17 protein-coding genes are annotated in these 22,989 nt (G+C 41.0%); 11 read left to right on the top strand and 6 right to left on the bottom strand.

Annotated features, from left to right (window positions below; translation table 11 throughout):
* Window positions 1–176: 176 nt before the first annotated feature.
* The 10 genes from AC57BQ_RS11395 to AC57BQ_RS11350 all read left to right on the top strand — a co-directional run bounded on the left by AC57BQ_RS11395 (window position 177) and on the right by AC57BQ_RS11350 (window position 15,572).
* Window positions 177–1,895: a glycoside hydrolase family 99 protein gene (locus AC57BQ_RS11395; protein WP_496406400.1), complete on the top strand. Its 1,719-nt coding sequence runs from the start codon at window positions 177–179 to the stop codon at window positions 1,893–1,895.
* A gap of 75 nt (window positions 1,896–1,970) precedes the next feature.
* Window positions 1,971–3,512 (top strand): SGNH/GDSL hydrolase family protein, encoded by a 1,542-nt coding sequence (locus tag AC57BQ_RS11390; RefSeq protein ID WP_496406399.1) that lies wholly within the window; start codon window positions 1,971–1,973, stop codon window positions 3,510–3,512.
* 1,181 nt (window positions 3,513–4,693) lie between these two features.
* Entirely contained in the window at window positions 4,694–7,954 is a 3,261-nt protein-coding gene (locus AC57BQ_RS11385) for a SusC/RagA family TonB-linked outer membrane protein (RefSeq protein ID WP_496406398.1), read from the top strand.
* A gap of 14 nt (window positions 7,955–7,968) precedes the next feature.
* Window positions 7,969–9,744 (top strand): RagB/SusD family nutrient uptake outer membrane protein, encoded by a 1,776-nt coding sequence (locus AC57BQ_RS11380; protein ID WP_496406397.1) that lies wholly within the window; start codon window positions 7,969–7,971, stop codon window positions 9,742–9,744.
* Window positions 9,745–9,847: 103 nt separating this feature from the next.
* Window positions 9,848–11,395 (top strand): FG-GAP repeat domain-containing protein, encoded by a 1,548-nt coding sequence (locus AC57BQ_RS11375; protein WP_496406396.1) that lies wholly within the window; start codon window positions 9,848–9,850, stop codon window positions 11,393–11,395.
* A 139-nt stretch (window positions 11,396–11,534) separates the two neighbouring features.
* A complete protein-coding gene (locus AC57BQ_RS11370; RefSeq protein ID WP_496406395.1) occupies window positions 11,535–12,086 on the top strand; it encodes a hypothetical protein in 552 nt (183 codons plus the stop codon).
* 940 nt (window positions 12,087–13,026) lie between these two features.
* A complete protein-coding gene (locus AC57BQ_RS11365) occupies window positions 13,027–13,410 on the top strand; it encodes a hypothetical protein (protein WP_496406394.1) in 384 nt (127 codons plus the stop codon).
* Window positions 13,407–14,555 (top strand): hypothetical protein, encoded by a 1,149-nt coding sequence (locus AC57BQ_RS11360; RefSeq protein ID WP_496406393.1) that lies wholly within the window; start codon window positions 13,407–13,409, stop codon window positions 14,553–14,555. The genes AC57BQ_RS11365 and AC57BQ_RS11360 overlap by 4 nt, the downstream gene beginning before the upstream one ends.
* A 13-nt stretch (window positions 14,556–14,568) precedes the next feature.
* A complete protein-coding gene (locus AC57BQ_RS11355; protein WP_496406392.1) occupies window positions 14,569–14,823 on the top strand; it encodes a hypothetical protein in 255 nt (84 codons plus the stop codon).
* 11 nt (window positions 14,824–14,834) lie between these two features.
* Window positions 14,835–15,572 (top strand): hypothetical protein, encoded by a 738-nt coding sequence (locus AC57BQ_RS11350; protein WP_496406391.1) that lies wholly within the window; start codon window positions 14,835–14,837, stop codon window positions 15,570–15,572.
* A gap of 92 nt (window positions 15,573–15,664) precedes the next feature.
* Here the strand turns inward: AC57BQ_RS11350 and AC57BQ_RS11345 are convergent, their stop codons facing one another.
* The 6 genes from AC57BQ_RS11345 to AC57BQ_RS11320 all read right to left on the bottom strand — a co-directional run bounded on the left by AC57BQ_RS11345 (window position 15,665) and on the right by AC57BQ_RS11320 (window position 20,108).
* Window positions 15,665–17,236, bottom strand: coding sequence for a M36 family metallopeptidase (locus tag AC57BQ_RS11345; protein WP_496406390.1), 1,572 nt, complete (start codon window positions 17,234–17,236; stop codon window positions 15,665–15,667).
* A 52-nt stretch (window positions 17,237–17,288) separates the two neighbouring features.
* Window positions 17,289–17,945 carry a response regulator transcription factor gene (locus tag AC57BQ_RS11340; RefSeq protein WP_496406389.1) on the bottom strand — a complete coding sequence of 219 codons (657 nt, stop codon included), beginning with the start codon at window positions 17,943–17,945 and terminating at the stop codon, window positions 17,289–17,291.
* The gene (locus AC57BQ_RS11335; protein WP_496406388.1) at window positions 17,938–18,717 is read right to left on the bottom strand and encodes a sensor histidine kinase; all 780 of its coding nucleotides are present in this window, start codon (window positions 18,715–18,717) and stop codon (window positions 17,938–17,940) included. The genes AC57BQ_RS11340 and AC57BQ_RS11335 overlap by 8 nt, the downstream gene beginning before the upstream one ends.
* The gene (locus tag AC57BQ_RS11330) at window positions 18,699–19,151 is read right to left on the bottom strand and encodes a hypothetical protein (RefSeq protein WP_496406387.1); all 453 of its coding nucleotides are present in this window, start codon (window positions 19,149–19,151) and stop codon (window positions 18,699–18,701) included. Before AC57BQ_RS11330 ends, AC57BQ_RS11335 begins: the two co-directional genes overlap by 19 nt.
* A gap of 204 nt (window positions 19,152–19,355) precedes the next feature.
* A complete protein-coding gene (locus AC57BQ_RS11325) occupies window positions 19,356–19,787 on the bottom strand; it encodes a hypothetical protein (RefSeq protein WP_496406386.1) in 432 nt (143 codons plus the stop codon).
* Window positions 19,788–19,904: 117 nt separating this feature from the next.
* On the bottom strand, window positions 19,905–20,108 hold the full coding sequence (locus tag AC57BQ_RS11320) for a hypothetical protein (RefSeq protein WP_496406385.1): 204 nt from the start codon (window positions 20,106–20,108) through the stop codon (window positions 19,905–19,907).
* Between the two features lie 769 nt (window positions 20,109–20,877).
* Between AC57BQ_RS11320 and glmS the strand changes: the two genes are divergently transcribed.
* Window positions 20,878–22,716 (top strand): glutamine--fructose-6-phosphate transaminase (isomerizing), encoded by a 1,839-nt coding sequence (glmS, locus tag AC57BQ_RS11315; protein ID WP_496406384.1) that lies wholly within the window; start codon window positions 20,878–20,880, stop codon window positions 22,714–22,716.
* The last annotated feature ends 273 nt before the right edge of the window (window positions 22,717–22,989 follow it).

The following is a 22,989-nucleotide window of genomic DNA, read 5'->3' as shown; positions in this document are numbered from 1 at the left end:
GCGGTATGTGATAACCTTTAATTAATCGTGTTTGTTCTACTCCCCGTCGTGAGGATGGTGGTTTGCTATGTGCTTAACCGGTTTTACGTGTACCGCTTGGGCTGTGCTGTGGCTTTCATTATCAATTGATAACCTATTGCATTTACTAACCTATAAATACAAACCAAATGAGAAAAATGAACATTTTATGTCTGGCAGCCATCATGGGGCTGTCCCTTGGCTGTACTAAAAAAAACATGCCTGCCGATGCACTGAATGGCGGAGGTAAACTAAATACCCAGGCTTCGCCTCCAGGCGATGTAGTGGGTAAGCTGGTGGTTGGCTACCAGGGCTGGTTTTCGGCCACGGGGGATGGATCGCCCAATAACCGTTGGGTACACTGGGCTGGTAATGCCGGTGGGGCTGCACCTTCGCCCGGGCACCAGACTTTTGAGCTTTGGCCAGATATGCGGGAGTATACCAATTCCTATCAAACAGGGTACGCGAATTTGGGCAACGGGCAACCGGCCAAGCTGTTTTCGCCCTGGGATGTACAAACAGTAAATACACATTTTTCGTGGATGCAGCAATATGGTATTGACTGCGCCGCCCTGCAACGCTTTGGTAAGGGCAACACGCAATTGGATGGTATTGCTACACGGGTAATGAATGCTGCCCAAACTTATGGGCGCAAGTTTTACGTGATGTATGATATTTCTGGCTGGACTAATTTTCAGTCCGAAATAAAAACCGACTGGGCTAATGATATTGTGGGTGCGCTGCATCTCACTTCATCCTCTGCCTATGCCATGCAAAATGGTAAACCTGTAATTTGTATATGGGGTTTTGGCGTATCCGGCAGACCGGGCGATGTGAATTCTTATACGGATGTGATCAACTACTTTAAAAACCTGGGTTGCTATGTCATTATCGGTGGCCCGCGCGACTGGCGATCACAAACAGCCAACCTGCCTGCTTTTAACCTCGCCAATATGATCATGCCATGGGCTACCGGTACTTTTGGCAATGTTGCCGGGGCCGATTCTTATGTACCAACACTGAGTGCAGATTTTGCCTATTGCAACTCGCATGGTATAGATTATCAGGCAGAAGTATTCCCGGGATTTTCGTGGTCAAACTGGAATGGCGGTGCACAAAACCAGATCCCCCGTTTGCACGGTGACCTGATGTGGGAGCAATTCGCCAACATCCGCAACCAGGGTATAGGCAATGTGTATGTAGGTATGTTTGATGAATATGACGAGGCGACAGCCATAGCCAAAGCCGCCGAGGATGCCTCGATGAAACCAACTAACCAATATTTTTTAACGCTTGATGCCGACGGGGTACACGTATCATCCGATTATTATCTGCGACTTACCAATGATGGCGGCAAGATGATTAAGGGGCAAATACCGCTTACTTTCTCGCATCCTACACCGTTTATTGTAGGCAGTGCACCTGTTACCGTATTTCTTGATCATTGCGATGCTGCTACCGGCTGGACTTCCAGTAACACACTTTCTGTAAACACTACAGATAAGCAGGAGGGAACCGGGGCATTACAATCAGTTGGTAGCGGTATAGATGAGTTTAAGAAAAATTTTACAGCAGTTAATACAGGCGCAACAGCAGCTAATGGTTCTATTCAGTTTTGGTACTACGTTTCTGATGCCAGCCAATTTGGTACCAATAATCAGGTAGAGTTGGGTAGTGGCGGTGCGGCCGATGTAAATGAATACAGCTGGAACATCGGTACGTTGGTAAACGGCTGGAATTTGATCACCAAGTCGTTCAATACAGCAACAGTCACAGGGGGGACACCTAATTTGAGCGCTATCAACTGGTTTCGTATTTATCATGCAAAAACAGCCAGCATTACTACCCAGGTTGATGCCATAACAGTTATACATTAAATAGCTTACTAATATAAAAATCTAACCCAGGAAGAATCGCTCCCGGTTCTTCCTGTTGATGAAACCTATTCAACAATGAAAAAAATAACACTTGGCCTCTTGGTGGTAATTGGTTACCTGTGCATGAGCTGCGCCAAAAAAGAACTAGCTTTAACGTCTAATGCATCAGCAACAAAAAATATAGCCGTTAATGCAGTGGCCGGTAACGGATCATTGGGAGATAGCAATATTAAATATTTTGGTCGCTGGGATTTTAGCAATACCATGCAGTATATAAGCTACTGGGGAGGTGCTTATATCAAAGTAAACTTTACAGGTACCACGGTAAAGATCAAAGTGGGTAATACAACCAATTATTATGCCCGGATTGATAACGGTCCTTGGATTAGCTATATCGGAGCCAGCGGAATCGTTAACTTAACACCAACGCCGTTGACAGCAGGTACCCACACATTGAGCGTGGCGCAAGGTAAAGACTATAGCTATGTATTCAACTTTCAGGGCTTACTATTGGACGCGGGGGCAGTTACCGGCGCGCCATCAACCGGTACCGATCTGATAGAATATATTGGTGATTCTATTACTGCAGGCTATACAGATCCACAGGCTAATGTATCAGATTATGCCTGGGTTTGTGCCGAGGCTCTGGGTGTGGAGCATACGCAGATAGCCTATCCGGGTATTGCTTTGGTGAATGGCTTTGGTCTCAATACGGATAAAACAGGTATGGACCTACAGTATTTTAAGGCACGTTCATTGGCTAACCCCGGTTCACCAGTATGGGATTTTAGCGTTTATACACCAAAGATAATTGTAATTAATCTGGGACAGAATGATAACAGTACCAGCGTACCCGACGATACCTTTCAAACCGATTATATATCTTTTTTGACCAATGTACGGTCAAAATTTCCCAACGCCGAAATTTTTGTAATGCGTACCCTGATGGGGCTTAAGGTAACGCCAACTCTGGCCGCTGTAAACGCGCGGATAGCAGCCGGCGATACTAGGCTGCATTACATTGATACCAACGGCTGGCTAACCCCCAATAGTGCCGACTATACCGGAAATTCCGGCGTGCATCCAAGCGTAAGCGGCCATATCAAGGTAGCCAACCTGTTAAAGCCTTTTATTGCGCCTTATTTAACAGGCGGTACGCCACCCACTGTAGCATACCTTGATCATTGTGACATCGCCAGCGGTTGGGTATCGGCAAATACTTTGAGTTTAAATACTTCGGATAAAAAAGAAGGTAGTGGTTCACTGCAGTCAGCAGGGAGCAGCATGCTTGATTTTCAAAAAGTATTTATCCCATTAAATACCGGTGCTACTGCAATTAATGGATCTGTCAGGTTTTGGTATTATGTGTCTGATGTAAGCCTGCTTGGCCCCAACAACCAGGTTGAGTTGGGCAGCGGCGGTGCCAATGATGTTAGTGAATATAATTGGGATATGGGGCCGCTTAGCAATGGCTGGAACCTGATCACCAAAACATTCGCCAGTGCAGGTACGACGGGCGGTATGCCAAATTTGAATGCCATCAACTGGTTCCGTATCTATCACAGCAAAACAGGTAGCGTTACCACTAAGATAGATGCCATACAAATACTGCATTAATAGAATTGTGTAAGGGCTTAAGGCAAATTGCTGACTCTGAGAAGAAAAGGTATATAATGAGTTCGATGTTTTCCCAAAATTAACCTTTGACAGGGAACAACATCGAACTCTTTTCGTAAATGAAGCCATTCACGTTTTTGATAGCTTAAAGGCCGTTTTTGATCAAAAAAAGACTGCAGAAACAGGTATTAAAATCTGATTTTCAGCCTAAGGTGACCGATAGACCAAAATTCTCGAACACCTACCTTTGCGGAATTTTCTCAGCTGCGAATTGATAGGAAGAATTCCATAATTGCCTGTCCCACGCCTTTTTAATTCCAATACATGTTTATAGCCTGTTTTTCAGTAGAAGAAACTAAATAAGTGGCAAATAAAACTGTTGTTTAATCAAGTAAAAGTGTATAATATCTATATAACTAAGTTTTATTTACAAATGATTGATTATAAAAATTGAATCACTACTCTTTAATTATTGCTTAATTATTAACTATTGATCATTTTTTTGCGAATATTAAATATTATCAAGCACGTTAAAGTGATTAATTCGTAATTCTAAAAAAATGCCTTGTGTAAACGATACACTATTGCTACTTTAGTTGCAAACCAATACCATCTATACAGCAAAATAGACACCTAATATTATTATAACATACATTATACTATTATAACACACATTGCAAAACTTAATGATGATGAACATGAAGGCTTAAGATATAGGATGTTATTTACACGTTAATACATATCATATATCTGTTTTATCGGGTTATTGCCGCAAGGCTTATCTCACAATCAATCCGATAAATCGTCAAGGCTTCACAAGTAATTAATCATACATAAAGTACCAATGTATTTATGTTGTTTCTGGTTATTGCCGCAAGGCTTATCTCACAATTAAACCAGAGATAGATAAATCAACCATTATTGCCTACACAATATTGGTATTTCATATTTTTTGGCCATTATTTGGTTATTGCCTACACATTAACCCTATAATACTTATTACTGGTTATTGCTTGTAAAAAGCATTATTAGCCGGCAATGTCTCTACCATTGCTTTTAAGCCAAAAAGAATAATAATTAAAATATGGCAGCAATGTCTCTACCATTGCTTTTATAGGTCCTGATTTTCAGTGCCTTAAACAAGTTCTTAATCCAATATATTAACTAAATTAATTAAAATCATGCTTAAAAGTTTACTTCTCAAAGGGAGATTTATGGGGGTGCTATTATGTTTCCTCATATCCTCATTAGTGGCTACGGCCCAAACAAAGTACAAGGGCAAGGTTATCGGTAGCGATGACAAACTGCCCGTAGTCGGAGCTTCCGTACGCGTCAAAGGGACTACTACGGGGGCTGTAACAGATGTGAATGGTAGTTTTACGCTTACACTCAAAGCGGGCGATGTAATTACCATTTCATACATCGGTTATATAACGTCGGATGTTACGGTAGGCTCAGATACTAACCTGAGTATTACGCTTAAAGCCGGTAACAACTCCTTAAATGAAGTTGTAGTTACGGGTTACGGCTCACAACGTAAAAAAGACCTTGTCGGTGCGGTTGCTGTAGTGAATGTGGCTGCTTTAAACAGGCAACCAACCGGATCTATAGAGAACCAGTTGCAAGGTCAGGCAGCGGGTGTTACTGTAATTGCATCCGGGCAACCAGGTGAAGCGCCAGCGGTTAAAATTCGCGGGGCCAACACTTTTGGAAACAATCAGCCATTATACGTAGTTGATGGGGTACCTACAACAAATGTAACGGATATCAACCCTAATGATATCGAAAGCATGCAGGTGCTGAAAGATGCAGGATCTGCTTCAATTTATGGTGCACGCGCATCAAACGGGGTTATTGTTGTAACAACTAAAAAGGGTAAGGGTAAAACAAGCGTTTCTTACGATGCCTATTATGGTACTCAGGTTCCCAAAGGTGGTAACGTATATGACTTGCTGAATCCTACAGAGATGATGAGTTTAAGAACCCTGGCTATCCAAAACACTGCAAGGTTAAAGAATATTCCGGTGGATTTGAGCAGCAACCTTTATGGTCCTAACGGTAACGTATTGCCTGATTATATCAGTGCGGGTGGTGTGGGGCCATATGGTGTTCATGACGGCGATCCAGCTGTTAATCCATCCAAATACAATGTAAATCCATTTTATACCTCAGGCGATCCTTCCGGTTTCTATCGGATCACCAGGGCTAATAAAGGGGGAACTGACTGGTATCATGAAATTTTCAGCACAGCACCTATTCAAAGCCATAATGTGAACTTAAATGGCAGCTCAGATCTGGCCAGTTATTTGTTTTCTGCAAACTATTTTAATCAACAAGGTACTTTGTTAAATACGTACCTGAAACGTTACACAGTAAGGGCAAATACAACCTTCAATGTTTCTAAACATATCAGGGTTGGTGAAAACTTATCCTACTCGCTAACTGAAAATCCACTGATTAATGAAAACGACGAAGGAACCGCTATCGGTATGTCATTCAGGGAGCAACCTATTATCCCGGTATACGATATAAAAGGAAATTTTGCGGGCTCAAACACAGCTAATCTGGGTAACGCCCGGAACCCTGTAGCTATAGCAACGCGCACCATGAATAACTATGGTGTTACCAACAGATTATTTGGTAATATGTTTGCTGAGGTTGATTTCCTGAGATACTTTACGATACGTACCCAGTTTGGTGGTGAGTATTATTCAAACTATAACCACACATTTGCGTTTCCGGAATACGAAAACTCTGAAAATAACGTAACCAATACTTATTCAGAGAATTCATATAACGGGTTTAATTATACCTGGTCTAATACTTTAACCTATCATCAGATCCTTGGTAAACACGATATCAAATTATTGGTTGGTACTGAAAACTACAAAAATCGCTATCAAACATTAGGAGCCACAAATACAGGTTATTTTTCGTTTGATCCGAACTATACTACGATCAGTACAGGTACAGGAACTCCTACAGCTACCAGTACGTTACAAAAAGACAGGATAGCATCATTGATTGCCCGTTTAGATTATACTTTTAATGATAAGTATCTTTTGAATGCAACTATCCGTCGTGACGGTTCAACCCGGTTTGTAAATGACGTATATGGTTGGTTTCCGGCTGTAAGTGCCGGCTGGCGTGTGTCGCAGGAAAGCTTTTTAAAAGGAGTAAGCTGGATAAACGATTTGAAGATCCGTGGTGGCTACGGTATTATGGGTAACCAGTTAAATGTTGACCCTGCTAACGCCTTTACCACATTTGGTGCAAATAAAAACAACTCTTATTATGATATTGGTGGTACATCAACCAGTACAGTTGCCGGTTTTACACAAACAAGGATTGGTAACCCGGGTGCTAAATGGGAATCTGATAAAAACTTTAACGTCGGTTTTGATGGTACATTCTTCAATCAGAAGTTAGAGATCTCTGCCGACTACTACAAAAAGATAATCACTGATTTGTTGTATAACCCAAATCTTCCGGGTACTGCAGGTTCTGCTACTCAACCATATAGTAACGTTGGTGCAATGAATAATACCGGTTTAGATCTTGCTATTACTACGCATACCAACATTACACATGATTTGAAAATGAACGCAACACTAACGTTTACAACTTATCATAACGTAATTAAGAAAGTGACCCTTGGACAGCCTTATTTTGAAGTAAACGGAGGTCGTTTCAATGGTAGTAGTATCATACGTAACAGCGTAGGTGGTCCTGTTGGTGGTTTCTTTGGCTATCAAACCAATGGTTTCTGGAATTCACAAGCCGAAATTGATGCAGCTAATGCAAAAGCCGGAGGAGCGTTTCAAAATGATGCGGCCCCAGGTCGTTTCAAATATGCTGATGTGAATGGTGATGGTAAAATTACCGCCGCCGATCGTACATTGCTAGGTAACCCTAATCCTAAATTTACAGGTGGCCTTAATCTTGATTTTTCATACAAAAGATTTGAGTTGAATATGTTCTGGTATGGCTCATATGGTAACAAGATCTGGAATGACGTGAGATGGTGGACTGACTTTTATACCAACTTCCTTGGTGCAAAAAGCAAAACTGCTTTATATGATTCATGGACTCCTACTCATCAGAATGCTAAAGCGCCTATTCAGGAAATTGATGGTTCATTCAGCACCAGTACCGTGCCTAACTCTTATTATGTAGAAAATGGGTCTTACCTGCGTTTACGCAATATGCAGATAGGTTACACTATTGATCCTCAAATATTAAAATCTGTTGGTATTGATAGGCTTAAGATCTATTTATCAGGAGCTAACCTGATTACCATAACTAAATACTCTGGTGTTGATCCGGAAATTGTAGGTGGTGGTCAGAACAGTAATACTGCCAGTACTACCAATTTTGGTGTTGATCGGGGTAACTATTCACCGGTTCGTACTTATTTGTTAGGTGTACAAGTTAAATTTTAATAATTAAAGAAATTATGAAAAATATACAACGTTTATCAGTATTTGCATTGATTGCAGCTGGTATGATACAGGGTTCATGTAAAAAGGCCTATTTGCAGCAACCTGCAATTGGCGCGCTAAGTTCAACAACAATTACCACGGCGGCAGGGGTTGACGGGTTATTGATAGGTGCTTATTCTGCTCTTGATGGTCAACAAGGTGCCAACGCAGCTTATGGTGGTGGCGGTCCATGGGAGTCATCACCAGATAACTGGATCTATGGCAGCGTAGCCGGTGGTGATGCGCATAAAGGCAGTTCCGGAACGGATCAGCCAGCTATTAACTCTATTGCAAGGTTTACAGTTGACGCAAGTAATGGATTTCTGAACAGTAAATGGAAGGCTGATTATGAAGGCATAACCAGGGCAAACAACGTATTAAAAGCAGTTGCCGCAGTATCTGGTTTAACAGATGCTGCCAAAGCCAATATTATTGGACAGGCAAGGTTTTTACGCGGACACTATTATTTTGATTTGAAAAAAATGTTTAATATGGTGCCTTACATTGATGAAACCACTACAAACTTTGTGCAGCCAAATGTGGCAGATATATGGCCGAAAATTGAAGCTGACTTTAAGTTTGCATACGATAATTTACCAGCAACCCAAGCCCAGGTAGGACGGGTGAACAAATGGGCAGCAGGTGCTTATTTGGGCAAAACCTATGTATTTGAAAAGAAATGGACTGAGGCCGACGCCATATTTACCACTGTTATAGCAAGCGGTACAAACTCTGCTGGTGTTGCATATGACCTGGTTGCCAATTATTTTGACAACTTTAATGCGGCAACAAAAAACAACAAGGAAACCGTATTTGCTATTCAACAGGCGGCTAATGATGGTACCAATACTATCAGCGAGGCTAACAACGGCGATATGTTGAACTATCCGTATAACAGTCCGTTTGGCTGCTGCGGTTTTTATCAACCAACATTGGATCTGGCCAACTCTTTCCGCACCGATGCTACCGGTTTGCCTTATCTTGATGATTATAACACACATCCTATAGCTCAAGATCAGGGCATTGCTTCAACAGCAGCCTTTACACTTGATGCAGGCAATATTGATCCACGTTTGGATTGGACAGTTGGTCGTCGCGGAATCCCTTTTCTGGATTGGGGTAATCATCCTGGTCAAAACTGGATCCGTGAGCAAAGTTCAGCCGGCCCGTATTCAGCTAAAAAGAATGTTTACTTTCAGGCAACTAAGGGAACTTATGGCGATAGCCATACCTGGGCGCCGGGTAATGCCAATCAGGTTAACGTGATCCGTTTTGCTGATGTTTTACTATTGGCAGCAGAAGCTAAAGCGCAATTGGGTACCGGTGATATGGGCCTGGTGTATGTTAACCGTGTACGGGCAAGGGCTGCAAACCCAACAGGCTTTGTATATACTTATAAAGATCCCGCTAATCCAACAGGGGGGTACACTGCAACACCCGCTGCAAATTATGTAGTAAAACAGTATCCTGGCGGTTATTTTTCAAGCAAGACTCTGGCTTTAAAGGCTATTTATTTTGAACGCAAACTGGAGTTGGCGATGGAAGGCCACCGTTTCTTTGACATATCACGCTGGGGTATTGCGCAACAAGCTTTGGCTACCTATTTTAATTTTGATGGTAAGACAATAACCGATGTTAGCGGTGCAAGTTTTACTCCAAATAAAAATGAATATTATCCACTTCCTCAAGCTCAAATTGACCTGGAATCTAACGGAACAACGTCCGCTTTAAAACAAAATCCGGGTTATTAATAAATACCTTATCATCTTATATAACAATAAAAAGCGACAGCATTGCTGTCGCTTTTTATTGTTACTAAATTATACCTTTAAGTTTATCAACATCCATCGCTCAATGGCATTTAGAAACCATCATATTATACTTACTTCTATTGTTTTATTTGCCGTTGGTATTTGTTCGCTGGCTTTAGGTTGCAATAATGCTCAACCAATAGCTGTTGTTGCTCTTGATGGTAAAGCACTCTCAAAAAAATATTGCCAAAGCTGTCACCAATATCCCGATGCCAGCTTGCTTGATCAGGAAACATGGGGTAAGCACGTATTGCCCGCCATGGCCCGCCGCTTAGGTATAGCCGTTTATGCCGAAGACCAGTACGTGAATGATCCCCAGGCAAAATCAGCATTGGGTTATGAGGATTGGTTAAAACTTGTAAACTATTATAAAACAGCCGCCCCCAAAAAACTGAAACCTGCGAGAGCACCGGTGGCTCCGGTTAAAGACATGGGGGTGTTTTCATTACTCAAACCGCTTCCGGGCCAAACCATTGCTACCACCAGCCTGGTTGCCTTTGACTCTATAAGTCACCACATTTTTACCAGCGATGGAATGACCCGTAGCATTAGCCAATGGTCGCCCAGGTTAAAATTGTTGTCATCACAAAAATACAGTTCACCAGCAGTTGACGTCAGTTTTGACAAAGATGCTTCAGGGGTTGAGCAGGGCCTGTTCACTTTTATTGGTTCTATGGATGCTATTGATGTGTCCAATGGTTTTGTGACGAATTTACCAGTTAATGGCCAGACCGGGAATACTAATAAACCACTGGCTGATAAGCTGCCCCGCCCGGTAAAAGCACGCGAGGAAGATATGGATAAGGATGGGCTTAAGGATCTTGTTATATGCGGGTTCGGCCACAATGCCGGCGGCCTGTACTGGTACAAACAACAACCGGGAAAGCAATATGAAAAACACATCATCAGCACTATGCCCGGAGCGGAGTATGTGGAGATAGGTGATTATAATCACGATGGATGGCCGGATATCATGTGCCTGTTTGCACAGGCTGAAGAAGGGGTATGGCTTTTTTTAAATAATCATAAAGGCGGTTTTACTACACACAATTTATTGAGGTTCCCTCCGGTTTATGGCTCCAGCAGTTTTCAGTTGGTTGATTTTAACCACGACGGCCGGCTCGATATTTTATACACCAGTGGCGATAACAGTGACTATTCCAGAATATTAAAACCTTATCATGGGGTTTACATTTTTCTTAATCAGGGCAATTTTAAATATAAGCAAGCCTATTTTTACCCGGTTAATGGAGCCACAAAAGCTGTTGCCGCTGATTTTAATGGCGATGGGAAAATAGATATCGCACTCATCGCTTTTTTTTCTGATCTGAAAAACAATCCGGAGGAAGGGTTTACTTATTTTGAGCAGGACAAGCCGCTGCATTTTATCCCTCATAATTTACCTATAGCCAAACAGGGCAGATGGATATGTATGGATGTTGCCGATTATGATGCCGATGGAAAGCCTGATATTATACTGGGAAACTATTCTTTTGGCTTTGTTAACCAACCCGATCTTAAACCCGACTGGGATGCCTTTACACCTTTTATTATACTTAAAAACATCAGCCATCAAGCCAAACGTAAATAACGAATTATAATATGTTTAATGTTGATACTTTATGAATAAATATGTTCAAAAAATGATGAAATAGTTTTCACTTTCTTTTCATTTATATAGAATTATGCTATATTTACTAATAATAAACAAAGTGCACCAATTTTAACCTTTGAAAAAATTTTCTGCTATATTGTTATTGAGCGTTCACCTGTATAGTTTAGGTGGTTATTTGATATTGCATCAATACATGTCATACCGCGTCGATAAATTTTATGAAGCACAGGCGGCTAAGGGGCTTTATAATACCAGGGATTTGGTGGATATTGAGGTACCAGTAAATATGCCTGGCATCACCAATTGGACAAGATACGAGAGCATTAGCGGCCAGATACGCTTTGGCGACCAAGCCTATAATTATGTTAAAATGAAGATAACTCAGCATACTTTATTTCTGAAGTGTGTGCCTAACTATCGCTCTACCCGTCTTAATACGCATAACGTAATTCATGCACAATCAACTAAGGATGTGCCTGTTAAACAAAAAGACCATGTGCCTTTTGTGAGTATGCAACTGGTGGATGTATTTTCGTCTTTTGTCTTTTTAAATACAACTTTTGAACCGCCGGTCACTCTAATTACGCCGGCTAATACCCTATACTTTCAACCCGAAACATGGCATCATGTAACTATGCCTAAACAACCGCCCAGGTTTAATTGCTAATCGGGTAATTTCTGCAATTTCTTTTATTTGATTGATATGATTGTTTTGGTTTAAGTAAAGCATCCAGTTCAACGATGCTTGAATTAGCAGAAAATTATTTTATTGTCTGTATTCAGAAATATTACGGCATAGATATGTAATGTATTTTATAATTAATATTATATTATGTAATATTAATTATGCATAATTGTGCGTTTTTTGATCTATTGAATGGATAAATGATATATAATAATTAAGAATAAAACTTATAAAAGCCATAGTTAAAGTTATGAAAACAAAGAGTTTGTATTTAAGACGATGACTTTATAAAATGGTAAAAACCTTAGATTGTAGAGATCTGAGTTTAGTTGATCGATGTTTGTAGGAACATTGAATGGCGCTCCGGGGTGAGATACGGAGCGCTTTTTTTAACCACATCTTATTTTTTGCTGCAGTGATCGCTATACTATAGTTTTTGAACACGTTTATAGCAGATTTGAAGAAATTAACTTTTATACAGCGTATCGGAGTTGAAAGTATCAGGTATTACTGCCTAAATTATGGTTGTTAACTTGTCTATAAAATCACTGCTTCTGCCTAATATGGTAAAGTGTTATTATAAAAGTCTGTAGTGGTGATTGTATGATTGAAATAATTAGAAACCGATCATTCGGTGCATTTTAAATCAAAAAGTTGCACTGTATAGTGCTAATATCAAAATTAATTGTTCACTAATTAATTTGACTGAATCTTCAAAGAGCTGCGTGTTCTCCGTTTTTTGCACTGCAATATCCATAGTGATAGCCTGAACGGAACAGAGCTGATTTTTAACCCTTGAATTTCCTGATTTGATTAATCCTTATCCTAATTCGGGTATTTTCCGGGAATTAAAACCGTTAAAATACGGTAGGTTAGGGAGTTAGGTCATGGTAATTTTGATCTGTATTAAAAATTAAATATCATGGAAAAAACCTACAACCTCGGAAACAGTGTTTCCACTATCAGCCTGAGTGCTGATATTGACACGATCGGTCTGGCCGCCAGCCGCGCAACTATTTATAAAGACGGAAGTGCTACGGCAGTAGCCCATTCTGTCGATGCAACGGGTGATATTGCAAACCAAGGGATAGGCAACAGCAATGATTTAAAAGGCAGCAGACTCCAGGTTTTTACAAAAATTGCGCTTACCGGATCTGATGCAGCTCTAAGAGCTGCGGAAGCTGCACAATTAAGCGGCACCTATACGCTGGACGGTGGGCGCGATGGATTGAAAACCTATGCACATTCCACAAAAGATTATGTGGATCCCAATGTATTCCTGCAATTTTTAGTTGATCTGATATGAAAAAGTATATTATTTTCATCCTGTTATGTGCTGCCGGCAGGGCCGGTGCACAAGTTCAGACTCCAACGGTGAACCTTAAGGATTTAGCAGTTCCATCATCCCCGGCGTTTGTAATAACAGATATTACACCCACGCTGGTTCAAAATCCCGCAACGCCAAAAGCTTTTGTATTAGGCGTAGCCCAATCCTATCAACAGTCAGGCACAGGTTTCCCCAATAATTATTCGGCCGAATTTACGCCCTATTGGTGGCTGAAATTGCATTCCCGTAGCGTTTATAATGCGCAGGGAATACATAGATCTAAAAGGGATAGTACCAAATGGGTAACAGATCCGACGGCTGGTTTAAAATACACGAGTATCTCTACAGCCTTTGTAAATAAAGACATGATTCCGGATACTGCAAAAACAACACAAAAAGTGTTTGCAATTGGAATCCATACTACTTTGTTAAAAATTCATGCCAAAGGTTATGCACAGGAGCTGGGAGGAAGTATAGCAGCTTGGCATCGTGCTGCCCAGGAGGAAATTGATAGTAGCGAAAAAATGCTGATTGAGTTGGCGAAATTAGGAAGTGATCCTAAAGATTCTGTCGAAAGGAAAAAAATCATTGCAAAATTTTCACAGAAGAACACCCCGGGAATATTAGAAAACATCAATAATTTGATCGCCCGAAAACCATTATTTAATCTGGATATTGCAGGGGCTTATTCAGCCTATGGCGTCACCGATCAGGAGGCGAGGACGGGACGCGTCGGTGCATGGACAACATTATCCTCTTATATCCCATTATCAACGCAGATAGATAACAAGAATTATTTTGAGATCAGCGCATCTGCCAGATACCTGTCAGATCATTTTCAAAAAAATGATCTGGATCAAATTGTGCATGTCGACAATACGGATATTGGTGGTAAAGCCGGTTTTTCTTTCAGTCAACTGTCAATAGGGGTAGAGTCGCTATACAGGCATACAAAAGGTATCAGCGGCGGTTCGGTACGTACTATTGGCATTATCAACGTTAAACTTGCCGAAAACCTGTATATCAATGGAGCCTTCGGAAAGGATTTTGCCGGTCCCAATAAGCTAATTTCCGCCTTCGGCATCAATTGGGGCTTTGGTACAGAAAAAGTTGATTTACCTTAAAAATAGAAAGATTATGAGATTTAAATGTAAAGAACCCGGATGTACTGCGAACGTTACTTATATCCCTCGTGAAATTGATCTAAGCACCGCTTTTAGTGTGGAACTAAAAGGGGAAAATAAACTGGGAATGGAACGTTCACGTTTCGACAAGGCTGTAACCAACATCGTAAACGCAAAAAATAATGATTACAACGAAACAAAGGCGATCTTTTTAAACTGTGATAATTCCCCATCGCATACCCACAGTTACCAAATCCCAACCAAATAAAAACTTAAAAAATGGAAATTGTAAATGATGAATACTGGCTTGGTTACGCCAAGAAAGCAGTAGACGACTCGGGTACAAAACTGACGGAAGCTGCGGCCAAAATAGGGACGCTGGCAGCGACCTTTTGGGGGATGTACATTGCGGTTTTTGTGATTGGCACATCGCTGAAAAAGCTTGATGAACCCTGGTATATTATGGTGCTGCTGGTCATGCCTATTCCATCCCTGATCCTGGCTTATATATTTGCGGTTTGGGCCCAGATGCCAAGGTTTGGCTCAACCGGTGTAGATCCACGGGTTCCCTTAGATATCGAGTCTTTTTATAATAGTAACATCAGGTTTAAAAAAAGGAGGCTCTGGTGGTCAATGATCGTGACCGCTGTGTCTGGTATTATGCTGGCAGTTGCATTAACCCTGGCCAATTTTACACATGATAAGGTGACCCTGGATAAAAAAATCACAATCAATTACCTGCAGGCCCAGCATGAATTGCTGTTGATTGGTGATATACCAGATAAAACGGTGGTAACTGTTAAGCTGGAACGGTTTGATAATAAAAAGTTCGTGAGTGTCTTATCTCAAAACAGTATAGTTTATAAGAATAACCGGTTCGAATACACGATACCTGCACCAGTCGCTGAAGGCAGGTATCAAGTTTCTGCCATCTGGGAAGAAGGAACAGACTCCAGGAATTTGCATGTAGTGACAAAGGAATTGAATATTCCTAAGGCAACACCCGCCGGAAAATGAAAATCACCGAAAAAAAAACGGCCGTGTTAGCGGCCGTTTTTTTTGCCCTGTTTTCCGGGAAAACCAGTTGACTAAATTAATATAATCGGCAGCTACATCAAATCGGGCACGGCCCCTGCAAGTAAGTTTTGTCTGGCTGGATTTGGTAAAATTCCTCTTTTAATAAATATCCCGGCTAATAGCTCCTCATTTCTTCCGCCATTAATGATTTGATCCGTAGTAATGATGGCCTTGGCGCCGTCGACAAAAGTAGCCCAGGGTGTAAGGTACGAATGGTGCAGTATGATGATTCTGTCTGCATTCATTCGCCCCATACCCTGCCGGATCTCCCAGAGACAGGCAGACCAGATCTCTGCATCTTTATAGATATTGCCTCCACGGTCACTGTATAATTTATTGCTGTTTAGCACCCGCATGCATGGCGGCTCTGGGCCAATCAAGGTAACGCCTTTCCAATTAGCGAAAGTAGTTTTCATTGACGCCGGTTTTTTATCTGAAAAGAAACTGGCCGCGAAATAGTCACCAAAACCTTCGCCCATGGCCTTTGCTTCTGGGGTGGTTCCAAACCCGCAAACCAGGTAGTCTTGTATAGCATGGCCATATTCATGTAAAATCAATTCCGCGTCTTCTGCATCATCTATAGAGCCGGTTACAAATGTAATTTCCTTTAAGTGGGGGCTGTAATAGGACGAGATACCGGGTCCTCCATCAACGTTGACTGGTATTGCTTTTGTCGATAAAATATTCATGATTCCCAGGCTCTGGATATATCGTTGCGCGCTGTCTATATGGAAGTAGGCCATTACTTCGGTAAAACCCTTCATCCCTCTTTTAAAAAAGAATAACAGGTCGGGTTGGGTTATCCTGTTAGCAGTAGTCGTCGAGCTTGTCGTTATATATGTCCCAGTGAGCATACCTGTTCCATCAAGTTCCTGCAGGACAACCTCGGTATAGGCATTGTCGGGGATGTGCGAGTGGTCCCTTAAGCTGGTGTCATTTAGTACGGCGACCGGGTTAGGATCAAACACTATTCCTTTGCCGCTACAGTATTTCGTGATGATATATTTGTCAAGGACATTTCCCGTATATGCGTCAATGTATAATTTCCATTCGACAAAGGGTTGGGATAAACCGATGACAATTTTCCAGGCAAGCACGGGTATGCCGTTCAATTGGAAGTATACCTGTTCTTTAAGAAAATATTTAACAGACCGGTCCATAGGCATGTCAAGCTTACTGAGTGCAAGCTGAACCGTGATCTCATCCTCTGTATACCTATGTGCGGTTCCGTCATTTACAGCTTGATCATGTGCTGCCGCGATCTGTTCGGCAGTTGCCAACTGTCCCTCAGGTACAAGTTCGTTCAACACCTGGTAAATTTGCCCCTGTTGATCCTGGTCCATCCGTAGCCATGCACCTGTTACAGGTAGTTTACGAAATTGTTGCTGATATAGCAGGTGGCTGCCCATGTTGCTTGTTTTGGTGGGCGCTGCTTTAAGCGTTGAATAGTTGTTATCGATTTTTAGATCGCTTTTAATCGCCGAGAGAAATTGATCAGCGGTTGTTTCGGCAGTTTCAGTGTCCGGTTTAAACTGTATGTCAAAAATCCTCCGCGGGGTATCCCGGGTAGGATTGAGCTCGGTTTTGGCTGTAATATTTTTCATGATGTTGGTTTTAGGCAAAAAAAGACAGGACATCCGCCGCAGGGCGGATGCTTTATAAGTCTGCGATTTGATTTTTCAGGGCATACATCGCCAGTCCGACCCTCGTCTTCAGGTTAAGTTTTTCACATAAGGTATCACGGTAGCCTTCGACGGTACGGACGCTGATACATAGCTTATCCGCGATTTCTTTATAGGTCAGTTCGGTGCAGGTCAGCTTCAGGAATTCCGTTTCACGCTCTGATAACTTTGCGAAAACTCCCAGCGTACTCTGACTTTCTGTGAGCTGGCCGATGGAATTCATGACTTTTCTCGTGACAAGTTCATTATAATAATATCCCCTGGACATCAGGTCGTCGAACGCCTGCCGCAGCTCCTGAGGTTCCGCATCCTTTAAAACGTATCCCTTAGCGCCGCTTTTAATCATTTTAATGATGGCTGTTTCTGCATCCATCGTACTTAATGCTAAAACCTTTACTGTAGGGTGATTGAGCCGGAGCCATGCAGTCGCAGCATAGCCGTCCATTACCGGCATATTGATATCCATCAGAACTATATCTGGCAACTGTAGTTTTAACAGCGAAATCATATCTTGCCCGTTTGCGGCATCGATGATCACTTCGTATTGTGGAAACATATTGATCAGGACCGCTAAGCTTTTCCGGAAAAGGGCATGATCGTCGACTATTGCAATTTTTAATTTCTCATTCATAAGGTATAGTTATCGTTACCGTTGTTCCTTTGTCTTTTATACTGGAAACTATCGCCTGACCACCAACCATTGAAGCCCGGGTAATCATATTGGTAAGGCCAAGTCCCTGCTTTTTTTCTGTAACATGTTCTGGTTCAAACCCTTTGCCGTCATCGCTGATAACTATGGTCAACTGGTCGGACTGGTAAAAAAAGTGAACGTTAACTTCGCTGGCGTCGGAGTGTTTGATTATGTTCTGAAAGCTTTCCTGGATACTCCTGAACAAAATCAGTTTCTTTTCACTGGTAAGATTTTGCTCATTACCTTCCTGTTGGATCAGGCCCTGAATAATTCCGGTTTTACTGATTCTGCCCAATTCATGCTCTACCATATCCTTTAAACTGGCTTGTTGAACACGTTCACTGTTTAGACTCTTGGCGATATCCCGAAGATCGGTCATCGCTTTCCCGACATTTTCTTTTGCAGCCGCTAATAATAACTTGTCGAGCGTTTCTTGCTGGTCAATAATATTAAGCTGTACCTTTAATAAGCTCAGTGTCTGGCCTACATTATCGTGGATTTCCATGCTTATGGCATTAAAGCTCTGCTCCTGGATCTCCAGCTGGGTTTTTAAAAGCTGTTCTTTGTATAAGGCTTTCATTATTTCCCTTTCAAGGATAAAGCTATTGCTTCGTCTGCGTTGCCAAAGCAGCATAAAGACCATGAATGTCGTTAATACCAGCAACACAAATGTTACCAGGCAAATAGCGTAGATCATTTGCTGTGGACCCATTTGTGTTTCAATGTAAAGCCTACTGTAAAAAAACTATATTCAATTACACTCAGTATTGTTGCAAGTATCCGCCAAATCTTTCCGTCTTTATCAACATCGTTTATGATGTAACTAAAAAAACAGAGATAAAACAAAACACCAACGGCGAAAACGATAATACCGGTTGCAATCCAAAACATCGGAAGCGAAAAAATGTCGACGTAATCTTCTGACATTAAAATTTCCATAAAAAAAAGCAATCCGCAAATTACCAGTGCAAGGTTTCCCGCATTTGCGGCATAATACCCATAAGTAAAAAGTTTGTTGATGATGACGACATCATATATATAACAAAGCAAAAAAGCGGCTCCTGCGCCAACGGCTATTTTTTTGAATACGTGTTTTCTTAGTATCGAATAGAATACATAGAAATAAAACCCTTTTTCAATCAACATGAACACGTTGAATAAAAGCTGGTTTTCTACATGAAAAAGCGGCCACATGAAAAATCCGATCCACTGGTTTACAAAAGTGTATAACAAAAACCACGGAAAAAGCAGAAGCCAGTATGTGCCCTGCTTTTTCCTGCCGATCACCGCGGCAGTAAATGCCATTAACAGTGGGATCGAACCAATGATCATTTCAGACATAAATTCCTGTTATGGTGCAAGTATTTTACCACCGCAATTTGGCCTGCACAGCGGAATTGTGTCATCCCCAACGTTTGCAAAAGTACCCGAAACGCTATTTATAGCCCCTTTTAGCGGCTCATCGTTCAACAGGTCGTCGCTGTGTGTTGTCGTAGGGTTCGCAGGATTGGTCGCATCCCTTGTGGCCACCAGGATGACGTTATGACGGTTAGCGAATTCGGGCTTGTCCGTTTCGCTATGGCGCCCGTAATAAATGCGGATACCATTAGCATTGTTGTCAGCGATAAGTTTCAGGATTTCTGAGACACTGACCCAGGCGGAAACGGTATCGCATGTAATAGTTCTGTCCTCGTATCTTTTCATCATAGTCAGGATCTCTGTTTTGATGATTGGCGCATCGCCTTTTCTGCCTTCGGGCTGATAATCTAATGGTATTGGCATGGTCTTAAAATTTTTAAATTATTGAATATTGATTAGTTTTCTTGCCTTTATAGGTGCAAGTTCCGGTTAAATCTGGCTTTGGAGAACCGTTTTTTGACCCAAATTCACACCGTATTTTTACGGTATGAATATCCAGGTCATGACTGTCGGCAATGAAGGCTGTTGGTAACCCCAAAGCCTTTTGAGTAAATTTTTGGCCGCAGTGAGAAAAACATAGTGTATCAATAAGGACAAGGTTCTTTTAAGCGCTGCAATGGGGATTTTGCTGCGTTTAACGATAGGCCAAAGGCCATGCTGCGCAATTGTTAGTTGATATTTCATGATGAAAGATTTAAGTGCCTGTAATATACCTATACGTTTTAGGAAAATGAAAAATAATTAAGGTGTTTGTATCTTATTTACAGGTGTTTAGTGCAGATTGCACAATGTGTGAAGTGTTGTGATGCAGGTAGGTGATTATAATTAGGCCTGAGTGTATTTTCGCAAGTCGGAATGCTGGAACGCTTATCACCTTATTGGACTTTCTTTATCATTAAAGCTAAGAAAGGATTAAAAGAAACTAAGATCGAGTTAAAAGGGATAGTCGCTAAGGCTAATAGTATCATCAAAAAGATGGATGAAGGCTTCGTTTTGCGGAAGTTTGAAAGAGAAGGGTTTGGTAATCTTCTATCCAACAACGATATAACCACGCATTGTTTTAAAGCTGTTCGCTAGTGCATGCGCATCAAATAACAAACTGTTAGCTAAGAAATCATAAATGATGTAACTCATAACAAGTATTTGCTTTAATTGAGGTCATCTAGAGTTGTATTCTTTAAACCGGGACAGCCTAACGTTTGACTAACTCATCGTCAATCGCGTGCATAAACGCAAAGACGTAATTGTGTACCGCTTCAGGAGAATCCTGGAGCCTAAACTCGATTTTGGACTTTTGTACATCTTGCATTTTTCCAAAAGATTTAAGAAGTGTCTAATACAAGATTAAAAGTAGTGTGATCAATCTCATTATTAATAGTGATAAAGATCACGACAAAGCTCATAAAAGGTAGGGATATTTAGTTTTTTTTAACAATAAAAACAACCAACCCTTATGTGTGGAATTGTAGGTTATATCGGGTTCCGTGAAGCATGGCCCATTGTAATTAAAGGTTTAAAAAGATTAGAATACCGCGGTTATGATAGCGCAGGTGTTGCCATTATAAATGATAATGGATTTAGTATTTACAAGAAAGCAGGGAAAGTGGCTTTTTTGGAGGATTTTACAAGAAACCAGGATAGAAGCGGAAGGGTAGCCATGGGACATACCCGATGGGCAACACATGGAGAACCTTCGGACATTAATTCACATCCACATAGTTCTAATGACAAACGTTTATATATTATTCACAACGGCATAATTGAAAATTATGCTACGCTTAAAGAGGAACTGCTTAATCGTGGTCATCAGTTCGAAAGTGATACAGATACCGAAGTGTTAATCCACTTGATAGAGGAAATACAAGGAATCGAACAAATAGATCTGCTGGAAGCTGTTCGCCTGGCTTTGAATACTGTAATAGGTGCATATGCTATTGTTATTATGGATCGGGAAAATCCGGATCAGTTAATTGCAGCCAGAAAAGGTAGTCCCCTGGTTATCGGTATAGGTGAGGGAGAATACTTTATTGCATCAGATGCAACTCCTATTGTAGAATACATTAAGAATGTTATTTATTTAAAGGATAATGAAATAGCATTGATAAAACGGGATGCTTTATTAGTTAAGCGCCTGGACAATGTAATTCAGACTCCATTAATCCAGGAGTTGGAGTTAAAGCTCGAGGAGCTTGAAAAGGGCGGCTTCGATCATTTTATGTTAAAGGAAATATACGAACAGCCACGATCTATAAGAGATTGTATGCGTGGTCGTATCAATGCCGAGGAAGGTAAAATAGAATTGGGTGGTATTAAAGAATATGCAGATAAGTTAAAAAATATTGAACGCATCATCATCATAGCGTGCGGTACATCCTGGCATGCAGGTTTAACCGGCGAATATTTGATAGAGGAATATGCCCGTATACCAGTTGAGGTAGAGTATGCTTCTGAATTTAGATACCGTAATCCTATTATTACTGAAAAAGATATTGTAATAGCGATATCACAATCAGGTGAGACTGCCGATACCATGGCTGCTATCGAAATAGCAAAAGAAAAAGGAGCGACAATTTTTGGAATTTGTAATGTAGTAGGCTCGTCTATACCACGCATCACGCATGCTGGTGTTTATACGCATGCCGGCCCTGAAATAGGAGTAGCCTCAACAAAGGCCTTTACTGCACAGGTAACGGTTTTAACTTTACTGGCCTTTTATATTGCACAACAGAAGGGTACGCTAACGGTATCAAAACTAACCAGTCTTTTAACAGAACTGGATAGCATTCCAGACAAAATACAAACGGTTTTGGCTACTAATAATTTGATTAAAAATATAGCTGCTAAAATTAAAGACTCAAGAAATTGCCTGTTCCTGGGAAGAGGTAGTGGTTTTCCTGTTGCTTTGGAGGGTGCTTTAAAATTAAAAGAGATCTCCTACATTCATGCGGAAGGCTATCCGGCCGCTGAAATGAAACACGGACCGATTGCATTAATTGATAAAGAGATGCCTGTTGTTGTTATTGCGACTAAAAACTCATCCTATGAGAAAGTGATTAGCAATATACAAGAAGTTAAAGCGCGTAAAGGGATCGTTATTGCTATCGTAACAACCGGGGATAAAGAAATTGAAAAAATGGTTGATTACTGTATTGAAATACCTGACGCAGATGAAGCTTTTTTACCTCTTCTGGCTATTATTCCATTACAGTTACTTGCTTATCATGTTGCGGTACTGAGGGGCTGCAATGTAGATCAGCCTCGTAATCTGGCTAAATCAGTTACGGTGGAATGAGTTACATCGTCTAATAAATTAGTTAAAAGCACCGCGCCTATAGTTTATCAACTAATCTCACAAATACCACGTTAAATGCTATGAATATATTTATTCTTAGCATTTTTTTTAACAACTATTCCCTTTCCAAAAATGCGCATGGCACAATCTTTAAAATAAGGTTTTCTGTGCCATTCATTTGAATATATAACTCATTGTGCAGTTGCCAATTCACCAATTTAGTTTGCCGTTATTTTAAAATGACTCGACTCTAGTCGGATGGATTATTTAACT

This window comes from Mucilaginibacter sp. BGA-UO-ETr-C110 (assembly GCF_059567985.1).
Note: the sequence above shows the minus strand (reverse complement) of the source record. Positions and strands in the feature narration are given on the sequence as shown.

Bases quoted from the DNA above. Each gene is read 5' to 3' on its own strand.
- AC57BQ_RS11395 (WP_496406400.1), top strand. From the start codon at position 177: ATGAACATTTTATGTCTGGCAGCCATCATGGGGCTGTCCCTTGGCTGT.
- AC57BQ_RS11390 (WP_496406399.1), top strand. From the start codon at position 1,971: ATGAAAAAAATAACACTTGGCCTCTTGGTGGTAATTGGTTACCTGTGC.
- AC57BQ_RS11385 (WP_496406398.1), top strand. From the start codon at position 4,694: ATGCTTAAAAGTTTACTTCTCAAAGGGAGATTTATGGGGGTGCTATTA.
- AC57BQ_RS11380 (WP_496406397.1), top strand. From the start codon at position 7,969: ATGAAAAATATACAACGTTTATCAGTATTTGCATTGATTGCAGCTGGT.
- AC57BQ_RS11375 (WP_496406396.1), top strand. From the start codon at position 9,848: ATGGCATTTAGAAACCATCATATTATACTTACTTCTATTGTTTTATTT.
- AC57BQ_RS11365 (WP_496406394.1), top strand. From the start codon at position 13,027: ATGGAAAAAACCTACAACCTCGGAAACAGTGTTTCCACTATCAGCCTG.
- AC57BQ_RS11360 (WP_496406393.1), top strand. From the start codon at position 13,407: ATGAAAAAGTATATTATTTTCATCCTGTTATGTGCTGCCGGCAGGGCC.
- AC57BQ_RS11355 (WP_496406392.1), top strand. From the start codon at position 14,569: ATGAGATTTAAATGTAAAGAACCCGGATGTACTGCGAACGTTACTTAT.
- AC57BQ_RS11350 (WP_496406391.1), top strand. From the start codon at position 14,835: ATGGAAATTGTAAATGATGAATACTGGCTTGGTTACGCCAAGAAAGCA.
- AC57BQ_RS11345 (WP_496406390.1), bottom strand. From the start codon at position 17,236: ATGAAAAATATTACAGCCAAAACCGAGCTCAATCCTACCCGGGATACC.
- AC57BQ_RS11340 (WP_496406389.1), bottom strand. From the start codon at position 17,945: ATGAATGAGAAATTAAAAATTGCAATAGTCGACGATCATGCCCTTTTC.
- AC57BQ_RS11335 (WP_496406388.1), bottom strand. From the start codon at position 18,717: ATGGGTCCACAGCAAATGATCTACGCTATTTGCCTGGTAACATTTGTG.
- AC57BQ_RS11330 (WP_496406387.1), bottom strand. From the start codon at position 19,151: ATGTTGATTGAAAAAGGGTTTTATTTCTATGTATTCTATTCGATACTA.
- AC57BQ_RS11325 (WP_496406386.1), bottom strand. From the start codon at position 19,787: ATGCCAATACCATTAGATTATCAGCCCGAAGGCAGAAAAGGCGATGCG.
- AC57BQ_RS11320 (WP_496406385.1), bottom strand. From the start codon at position 20,108: ATGAAATATCAACTAACAATTGCGCAGCATGGCCTTTGGCCTATCGTT.
- glmS (WP_496406384.1), top strand. From the start codon at position 20,878: ATGTGTGGAATTGTAGGTTATATCGGGTTCCGTGAAGCATGGCCCATT.